The 9,388-nt window shown below is 30.5% G+C and carries 13 protein-coding genes; 10 read left to right on the top strand and 3 right to left on the bottom strand.

Annotation, left to right across the window (positions count from 1 at the left end; all coding sequences use genetic code 11):
• Positions 1-169: 169 nt before the first annotated feature.
• The 10 genes from IV494_RS12680 (at position 170) to IV494_RS12635 (ending at position 7,258) form a co-directional block, all read left to right on the top strand.
• The gene (locus tag IV494_RS12680; protein ID WP_196080498.1) at positions 170-835 is read left to right on the top strand and encodes a hypothetical protein; all 666 of its coding nucleotides are present in this window, start codon (positions 170-172) and stop codon (positions 833-835) included.
• Positions 836-872: 37 nt separating this feature from the next.
• The gene (locus IV494_RS12675) at positions 873-1,529 is read left to right on the top strand and encodes a hypothetical protein (RefSeq protein WP_196080497.1); all 657 of its coding nucleotides are present in this window, start codon (positions 873-875) and stop codon (positions 1,527-1,529) included.
• 146 nt (positions 1,530-1,675) lie between these two features.
• A complete protein-coding gene (locus IV494_RS12670; protein WP_196080496.1) occupies positions 1,676-2,383 on the top strand; it encodes a hypothetical protein in 708 nt (235 codons plus the stop codon).
• Between the two features lie 158 nt (positions 2,384-2,541).
• Entirely contained in the window at positions 2,542-2,994 is a 453-nt protein-coding gene (locus IV494_RS12665; RefSeq protein WP_196080495.1) for a DUF5063 domain-containing protein, read from the top strand.
• A gap of 157 nt (positions 2,995-3,151) precedes the next feature.
• Positions 3,152-3,700 (top strand): hypothetical protein, encoded by a 549-nt coding sequence (locus IV494_RS12660; RefSeq protein ID WP_196080494.1) that lies wholly within the window; start codon positions 3,152-3,154, stop codon positions 3,698-3,700.
• Between the two features lie 77 nt (positions 3,701-3,777).
• Positions 3,778-4,266, top strand: coding sequence for a hypothetical protein (locus IV494_RS12655; protein ID WP_196080493.1), 489 nt, complete (start codon positions 3,778-3,780; stop codon positions 4,264-4,266).
• A gap of 300 nt (positions 4,267-4,566) precedes the next feature.
• Positions 4,567-4,917 (top strand): hypothetical protein, encoded by a 351-nt coding sequence (locus IV494_RS12650; protein WP_196080492.1) that lies wholly within the window; start codon positions 4,567-4,569, stop codon positions 4,915-4,917.
• Positions 4,918-5,100: 183 nt separating this feature from the next.
• Entirely contained in the window at positions 5,101-5,766 is a 666-nt protein-coding gene (locus IV494_RS12645) for a hypothetical protein (protein WP_196080491.1), read from the top strand.
• Positions 5,767-5,952: 186 nt separating this feature from the next.
• Positions 5,953-6,675 (top strand): YARHG domain-containing protein, encoded by a 723-nt coding sequence (locus IV494_RS12640; protein ID WP_196080490.1) that lies wholly within the window; start codon positions 5,953-5,955, stop codon positions 6,673-6,675.
• Positions 6,676-6,841: 166 nt separating this feature from the next.
• Positions 6,842-7,258, top strand: a complete 417-nt coding sequence (locus tag IV494_RS12635; RefSeq protein WP_196080489.1) for a hypothetical protein — start codon at positions 6,842-6,844, stop codon at positions 7,256-7,258.
• Positions 7,259-7,376: 118 nt separating this feature from the next.
• Here IV494_RS12635 and IV494_RS12630 read toward each other — a convergent pair whose 3' ends face one another.
• The 3 genes from IV494_RS12630 to IV494_RS12620 all read right to left on the bottom strand — a co-directional run bounded on the left by IV494_RS12630 (position 7,377) and on the right by IV494_RS12620 (position 9,192).
• Positions 7,377-7,646, bottom strand: coding sequence for a hypothetical protein (locus tag IV494_RS12630; RefSeq protein WP_196080488.1), 270 nt, complete (start codon positions 7,644-7,646; stop codon positions 7,377-7,379).
• 110 nt (positions 7,647-7,756) lie between these two features.
• A complete protein-coding gene (locus tag IV494_RS12625; RefSeq protein WP_196080487.1) occupies positions 7,757-8,248 on the bottom strand; it encodes a YkgJ family cysteine cluster protein in 492 nt (163 codons plus the stop codon).
• Positions 8,248-9,192 (bottom strand): ion channel, encoded by a 945-nt coding sequence (locus IV494_RS12620; RefSeq protein ID WP_196080486.1) that lies wholly within the window; start codon positions 9,190-9,192, stop codon positions 8,248-8,250. The genes IV494_RS12625 and IV494_RS12620 overlap by 1 nt, the downstream gene beginning before the upstream one ends.
• Positions 9,193-9,388 lie beyond the last annotated feature (196 nt).

Here is a 9,388-nt window from a genome sequence, read left to right as displayed (position 1 = left end):
TAAAATAGAATGCAGATAACATCGTATTGGCAATAGTGCGGAAGAATCGCAAGTTTAACTATTTTTGATGTTCCGAAGATTAATTTATAATACAAAAAGTTTGTATTTTTAGCCGCACCATCGCCAATACGCAAAACGTTATCTGCAACACAAAAAAAATACCGTACAAATGAAAGATAAAATTTTAATCTCCACTCTTTTACTTCTAAATTTCAGTTTTTTATCTGCTCAACTTGAAGATCTAAAAAATGTTGACAATATATTTGATAAAAAAATTGAAGAAATAAAAACACAAAACAAACGACCTAAAAAGTATCTTCCAATTTTATCAGAATTTAACAATGAAAGAATTTTGGAATATAATAAGATTCTTGGACAATATTATAAAAAAGACAGTTTGATAGAAGGAAGCAAAATGAGTTTCACTGAACTTAAAAAAGTTTCAGAAACAATTCAAAAAATAGAAAGAGCCGAAAAAGGTGAAAAAGTCGAAGGACTAACAAAAGGCAAGGCGGAAATTCCGACAACTATTGAAAAACAAATTGAATATAAAAATGGAGGAATAGGTGGATTTAGAAATGATTTTGCAAAACTTTTTAAAATAGAAAACCTTCCCTATTTCTATAATTTACAAGATGTCCGTTTAAAAACAATTCTAACATTTGTAATTGATGTTAACGGTGACATCAGAAAACTCGATGCGAAAGGTGATAATGAAAATTTAAATACTTTAGCGAAAGTCGCACTTTATAAAACTACTGGAAACTGGATCCCCGCAGAAAGTGACGGAAAAAAAATAAATTATGTATTCGCTTTTCCAGTAGGAATAAACTAGAAAAGTGCTACAGATAACACGGTATTTCTACAAGTTTATGAATGAACATCCCCAAATAGAAAAGATTAAAATATCTGATGATTTATGGCTAACTTTTAGAGGTAATAAATTGGTTTTTGGAAGTTCGAAAAACAAAGCCTTTCATCATACAATTTCGTTTGGGAATAGATCTGGATATTTTGATTTACATGTAACAGATCAGATAACAAATAAACATATTTCTATTATCAGATGGGAACATCAAAATGCAATTACCATTCTACCAGATTTGTTTAGAAAAGTATTAACGTCAATATTTAAACTTGAAGATTTTGATTTAAAAAAATATGAGGAAAATTACGCGTTAGTAAATAGTGAAAATTACGATATATACACAGATTTTAAGCCTTTAATTAAAAAAAATAAAATAACACTCAATCAAGAAGATGAAAACTTTAGACAAGTAATTCAAAAACTCTGTCAAGATTCAAATTTTAGTAAAATAAAAGTTAGAGAATTAAATAACGAGACCGAATTTATTTCATTAGTAGAAACTGAAAATGAATATTTCTTTATAATTAAAAATTCGTACTTAGATAAAATTTACAAAATAGTATCCGTTGACTTGGATTTCACTAAAATTATGAAAGGTATTTTTGGAAACGAAGTTTACGACGAAATACTTAATAGAATTGAAAAAGGCGTCAAGTCATAATACAAAACCTGTAGATAACAAGGTATTTATACAAATGGGTCTGAAGTTTTCATAGAAGATTTTAGCGATTAATTAAGTTTTTAGTAAGGATAAAGTTTTCGTATTTTTATCCCCCCTGCATAAATACCCAACCGTTATCTACAATTATGAAACAATTTATCGCACTCATAATTATCGCTACTTTCCAATTATCGTGTGAAGAAAATTCAAAACCAAACTCTAAAGACAATATTAAACTTAGTTTAACGGAAAGTTGTAAGTGTTTTGACGGAATTGGCTCATTAAAAAATGATGAACCGAAGTTAACGTACTTGTTTAAAAATAACAGATCTGTAAGTATTTGTGGTTTTATTGATAATGAAATGCACGAAGAAGGATTTATCATTTCTGAATTTAATATTTTCGATTGTGATGACGGAAAATCTTATGTGCAATATGGAGCAGTAAAAATGTGCAGGATCGTTGAAAAAGAAAATGAATTGGAGATTCAAGATTTGAGATATTTACCCGTTGGAGATGATTGGAGTTGGACATTAATTCAAATCGGAGAACAAACTATCAAACCAAATGGAGATGAATTATACGTTTCAGAATTAAAGTCGAAAATCCAACCATACACAATCAGTAAAAAACAAGCCGATGACTTTTTACACTCTCTAAAACAAGGAGAAGGTTTTAATTCTGATTGGGAACAAATCATTGGTCGACTTGAAGCACTTTCAATTATCGGGGATAAAAGAGCATGGAATATTTTAAAAGATTTAGAAAAATATACAGGCAGAAAATTCGATGGTGCATTGGCCGAGACTTGGAAAGAGTCAGTAGTGAATATTAAATGGATTCAAAAACAATAACTGTAGATAACAGGGTATTTCTATTAGCGGGGCGGAAGTTCCTATCATAAGGATTTTCGCTAATTGTTCAATTTGTTATATTTACAAAGACTTGTTATAAAAAGTCCCCGCCAACAGAAATACCCAACCGTTATGTGCCATAATAGAGCGACACCGAAATGACAGAACTAATTCCAACAATTAACGATATTGTAAAATATGGTCTAAATCCAAACTGGACTGAAACCGATAATGGTAAATTGTTGGAGAGAAATCTTGTAAAAATTTATGACCTATATTTTGACATAGAATATAAATTTGATGATAGAGATTTTCCAGACTGTTACAAAATTGAATACTCTAAAATCAGACAAAATGTTACAAGTAATTTTAAAGATTTCGGACTTTATAAAACCGTACTTGACATTAGTGACATTTACAACATGGATGAAAATGCAACTGGAGATGCACTTGATGATTTGACCGACATAATTATTGACCTTTTAGACATAAAAGAGAGAATTGAAAATAATAGTTTGTCTGACGGACTTTGTTTTTTTGAAATGATTTTTAACAATCACACAAAACAACATGTTCTCGATCTTTTAAACTTTATACAAAATAAAAAGTAAAAAATACGTCACATAACAAGGTATTTATACAAGCGGGTCTGAAGTTTTCATCGAAGATTTTAGCGATTAATTAAGATTTTAGCAAGTACAAAGTTTTCGTATTTTTATCCCGCCAACAGAAATACCCAACCGTTACCAGCAATTTTAAAAAATAAAAATGAAAATAAAAAATCTACTTCGAATAATATTTAGAGTTTTCGGATTATATTCAGTCTTCACTTTAATCTTTAACTTTTTCCCTCAACAGTTAACTTATTTAATAAATTCTGAGATATTTTTTCCATTCGATAGTAAAAATGGAATTATGCAAACTTGGATTTATCTAATAATTCTCGTGATATTTATTGTTGCAGTATTTTATGTTCTTATAATAAATCCCGACATAATTATTGGAAGATTAAAGCCTAAGAACTTTCTAAACGAGAAGATAAATTTCGAAAAATTAAATTCTGAAAGTTTATTACAAGTTGCAATTTTAGCAATTGGTATTCTATTACTTTTTGAATCGATTCCTGAACTTATCAATAAATTATTTACGTTGATTAAAATTAGAAATATGAACCAAAATATTTCAGACGATATAAAAACTATAGGAATAAGTTCTGATATATTTTCAGCGTCATTAAAAGTTTTAGTTGGTTTAATTTTTATTATTTTTCAGAATGGAATTGGAAAAATGTTATATAATCAAAACGTAAGTAAATAAAAAAACTGCTGGTAACACGGTATTAGTATTAGCGGGTCGGAAGTTCCTATCATAAAGATTTTCGCTAATTGTTCAATTTGTTATATTTACAAAGACTTGTTAATAAAAGTCCCCGCCAACAGAAATACCCAACCGTTAGCAGAAAGTCTATGAAAGCCTTTGTAAAATTAATATTCATTTTATTATCAATCCAGAATTATTGTCAAAACACTTCTACTTCATACTGCTTTGAATCTAAAGAAAATGACGGGATAAGAACGAAATTACAAATTGAAGTATTTCCAAACCGTAATTACATATGGAAATCTCAAAATTTCAGTTCACCAAATTATGGTAAAATTGAAAAAAAAGAAAATCAGGAATCTGGAGTTATAATCCAAAGAGATGGTAAATTATATCTTGGAAAAAACGATTCTGAACCCAACTCAGAATTTCCAATTAAAATGACGAAAACTAAATTGATTATTCTTGGATTAAAAAAAGTGAAAAAATTTTTAAGTAATAAATATGAATACAAGTTGGTTAATGGAATTATATTTAGAAAAAATAATTGCGGAAATAACTAATCATTAAAAGACCTTCAGGCAACAAGGTATTTCTATTAGCGGGGCGGAAGTTCCTATCATAAAGATTTTTGCTAATTGTTCAATTTGTTATATTTACAAAAACCTGCTATAAAAAGTCCCCGCCAAATTCAACATTACAAAACACTGCATCAATTGAAAGTTTCCAATTTAACCTTATCGTTTTTATTACTATTTATATCATTTTTCTCATTATCACAGAATAAAAATGATGTTATGAATAATGATGTTAGAAATGAAATGGTAAACGGATTAATCGGCACCTGGATCTTAAAATAAAAATTGGATTCAAATTATAATTCTAATATTAAGTTTACAAAATTCATAGCGATCGATCTTGATCAGATCAGCTTTCTGAATGATTCAAAAGAAATTATATCTCGTATTGATTTAAAAAATAACAAATTTACAACTACATCTTTTTCCGCTTTTCCGTCACTTCAAATCGATAAAGAGATATTGTATTTTTCCGTGCGTAAAGTTAACGGACAGCAACGTTTACGACTTATAAAACAAGTTGACAAAAATGGAAATCTAGTTGGACGTATTGATGATCGAGGAAACATTATCAATAGAAAAGCAAGAAAAAAAGCATTAAAAAAAGAGATTTACACCTACTACATTAAAAAATAATACTGTGTAAAACGAGGTATTTATTTTAGCTGCTCGAAAATTCTATCCTAAACATTTTTGCTAATTGTCCATTTTGTTATATTTACAAAGACTTTTTATAAAAAGTGCCCGCCAACTGAAATATCGAAACATTTTGCGATAAGTTATACTAAAATGTGCCTAAAATTTGAAAATAAAAATTTAATGAGAATATTTTTACTACTAGGAATTTTTTCCATAATAGTTTCATGCAACGGTCAAACAAAGGAAGAAATTAATCTCCATATTCTCAATGAACCTTATAACTTCTTAACTAAAAATAAAGAAGTATATAACTTGAGATATTATACCTACACTGATACATTGCACTCTAGAATTGTATTGAATGAGGAAAATATAAAAGCTGGATGGCAACCTTTTACAAATGGTGTTAAATTGGACTATTTTGATTTATATTTTAATGAAAATAACAAAGTTATTGGTTTTAAAGGATGGGCTGCTGAAAGTCCAGGTAATATTACAGAAAACAATATTAAATCAATTTTTGATATGTTTAACAAGCGAAGTGATTATACCCCAATTAAGTTAAATAATAAAGATGCTTATTTTTCTGAAAATGAATGGGAATCGAAAGATTACATAATTGGTATTCAAAATGATAAATTAAATCGAAGCTTATGTTTTATAATTATAAATAGAAATGAAATTAAAAAATTTTACGCTGAAATATTCTACGCTGAATTCCTCAATTTGACCAGGAATAGAATAGAACACATCATAAAATTACCGAAATTGAACTATACATCAACAGATGCTGATAAAAGATTTTACAAAGAAAAATTCGATGAATTGAAAAAAAACAATCGTTAAAAGCACAATCGCACAACAAGGTATTTCTATTATCGGTGCGGAAGTTCCTATCCTAAACATTTTTGCAAATTGTTCAATTTGTTATATTTACCAAGACTTGTTACAAAAAGTCCCGCCAACAGATATACCCAACCGTCAGCAGTAATTTATTGACCGACAGAAATCCACAGACAGACAAGAAAAAAAATGAAAAATTACATCTTTATATTTTTTACACTTTTAAGTTTAAATGTAAAAGCACAGACATTAAAAGATTGCTCAACTTGTGCAACTCAACTTATTAAATCCGAACAAACTAAATTTTTGAGTATTGACGAAATTCGACTTTTAACAAACGAAATATTTGCAAGAAATGGTTACCAATTTGAAAATAGTAGATTTCAAGACTTTTTTGAGGAAAAATCTTGGTACAAATCAAAGAATAACAACAAAAGTGTAGTTTACAATGAAATTGAAAAAAAAAATATTAAATTATTTCAAGACAAAACAAAACAACTAAAAAATAACCGGAAAGAATTGGTTGATCAAATAAAAATTTTCAAAAATTATGTCTTAGAAAATGATAAAGTCAATTTACAAAAATTGTTTAATTACAAAGCAGAAGATAAATATGACACTGAATATCTGTTAAGTGTTATGAAAAAAATTGATTTAGATGATATTAATTGGTATAAAAATGTAGGAATTCATAAAGTTCTAGTTGACAATGGATTCGTAATTATTGAATACAGCGTAACAATTGAGAATGAAAGAATTTCTATTCTGTACAATTTTATGAATAGTTCAGAAATAATCAAAGATTTAGACATTTATACAGATTATCAATCAGAAGGAGAACATTTATATAACTGGCAATTTGATATTAAAAACAACAAAATAAATTTCATAAGATTAGCCGTTGCGGGATAAAAAACCACCGCTAACATCGGTTTGGCAATATGGCGTGATCAGCGCTAAATTCAAGTCCATTTTTTCGATTAAAGTGTAGTTCACTATTCAAGATTCTTGCATAGATTTCCGCTACATCTTGAAGCCGAGAATCTTAGCGAAAATTTTCCGAAAGACACAAAACCAAATGATGAATAGAATCGGCACAAAAGTTTGTTTAGCAATTGTTTTAACCAATCTAGTGATCGGAAATGGCATCTTATTTTTCGGTGGAAAAAGTTCATTTGGAGAAAGTGCTAATTATCCGTTAATGGCAGGAATGTCAATTGCCTGCATTGTTTTTTATGTCCTGTTCTTTAAATATTCAAATTTTGAAATTTATGGAAGACTAAAATTAATCTTGTTATCTGTTTTAAGTTGTGTGATCATTATATTTACCGGGAATTTTTTTGCGCTTTTAATTGAAGAACCGGTAAATGAAGTGTTAGAAAATATTCCTGCTGCACTATTTATGGGAATGATGGGGAATATTTTGATGTTTCCGATTTCATTACTTTTAGGATTAACCAACTTCGAAATCATTACATATTTTACTAAACAATGAAAAACTTTAATTATTAATTGTTCTGCCTTTAATGGTTGCTTATTGCTGAATAGAAGACAAAACCAAAAATTCCCACATCGCTGCGGGAATTTCTCTTTCTTCTTACTTTTCTAATTTCTTACTCAACTAATTTTTTAGCCTCCTTTTTCTCCATTCTTGCCTTTTGTTTCGCCTCAGCAGGCATTTCTTTTTTTACTTCAGCTTCCTCCATTTTCATGGTTTCTACTTTCGTTGCTTCTGCGGCAGGATTAACAACAGTGGTGTCTGCTTTCACTTCAGCAACTACTGCAGTTTCCGTCTTGACTTTACTTTTTGTATTAGTAGTTTGTGCCTTTGCAAATGAAACACTTAAACCTACTAATACGATTGCGATTGATAACTTTTTCATAATAATACTTTTTATTTTTAATAGTACTGTAACGCCGAAAAAGAAACTCCTGTATTTTTTAAACGAAAGTTTAACGTAATTTATAAGACTTTGTGAGGTTTTTAGAAAAATTACTTCTTCTCGATTTTTTTTTGAATTCTTTCTACAAACTCAAAGGCAGCGGGACAAATTAAGGTATTCTTGATGGTCAAATGATTGATCTGATAAATTTTCTTCCGATCGGTATGCGGATATTCACGACAGGCTTTTGGGCGGACTTCGTAGATAGAACATGTATTGTCTTCATTCAGAAACCAGCAAGGTAAGTTCTGAAGCACCTTATCCTGGTCTTCATCGGTCTGCAAATATTTTGTTTCAAAATCTGCCGGTTTCATTCGCAAATGTTTAGAAATCCTTTCGATGTCTTTTTCTGTGAAAAGCGGCCCGGTCGTTTTGCAGCAATTTGCACAGGAAAGACAGTCGATCTTCGCGAAAACTTCGTCATGTGTTTCCTGCACGACAAAATCTAAATTTTTGGGTGGCTTTTTCTTGAGGTTTGCCAGAAATTTCTGGTGTTCCTTTTGTTTTTTTAAAGCCTGAACTTTATAATTTTCCAGATCCATTACGAAAGATTTACTTTTTCAATATCATCAATTTTATCCAGTTCTAAAATTGTAGTTTGTCGGTTTGCAGATGGCCGAAACATCGGCAGAAACCTGGCGCCGATCACAAGCTCCTCAGATGTATAAGACGTTCTCTGTACCACCGTATTTGCAAATCCTTCATCAAATGCACGGATCTGAGCAAAAATTTCTACCTCCGATGATTTTATGAAGTCATGAATATCACCAAAAAACGGGGAGTTTTCATCTATTTTGTGCACAACGGTCCAGTTTAAAGTTAAAGAGTTTATTCTGGAAAGTTCCGTAGTCAATGTGAAAAATTCAGTTGGAGAATCAGGAGTCGTTATTCCCGCTATTAAAGTAACCTGCGCTTCGGTGAGCGAATTATTTTTGTAAGATGCTAATCTGAACATTAAAGCAGAACCCTCTTTATAAGGCGATATTAAAGCATTTTTACTAAATTTAAGGAATGCCCGTGGTCGGGAAAATCTTCCGTAAAATAAACCGGTCGCAATCGCAAAACCCAGTAATCCTAAAAAAGCTTCAAAAGTCGCGACCAAACTGGCCAAAAATCCGACAGGTGCAATTCGACCATAGCCTACCGTGGTAAAAGTTTGGGAACTGAAAAAGAAAACATCGGTGAATTCATTTAGTGGCGTGCTTTTATCGATTCCTGTAAGATGCTCGATCCCTATCATATAATAAACCAATGCAAAAAATAGATTGGCCAAAATATAGGCTAAAACCAAAAGAAGAATGAATTTCCAGGAGGGCAGATCGAGCAAAGTATGATACCAGCTGTATTTTTCGAGTGGATTTGATAAGCCCGTTCTTTTAACATTGGGACTGCCATTTTTGTTTATAAATCTTCCTGTAGCAGTAGAACTGAAGCCACTGTCTTCGCGGGGTTTTAAACGGGGAAATCTATTGGGTGTTTTCGCCATTTTGCAAAATTAATTTAATTTCGGGGAACATGGTTTTGTTTTTCGCAGAATCTGCGGCCGCGATAGAAACGGTTACCCCCGAAAGAATCGGCGGAACGAAGTGGAGCCGATGATTGAGGTGTAGGAGTGGATAGCGCGAATTGTCCGCCCAAAAAAAATAACGCTGTCTGCGATCATAAACGAATGCTTTAAAATT

The sequence above is a fragment of the Kaistella gelatinilytica genome (genome assembly GCF_015679325.1).
In the GTDB taxonomy this organism is placed as follows: Bacteria; Bacteroidota; Bacteroidia; order Flavobacteriales; family Weeksellaceae; genus Kaistella; species Kaistella gelatinilytica.
Note: the sequence above shows the minus strand (reverse complement) of the source record. Positions and strands in the feature narration are given on the sequence as shown.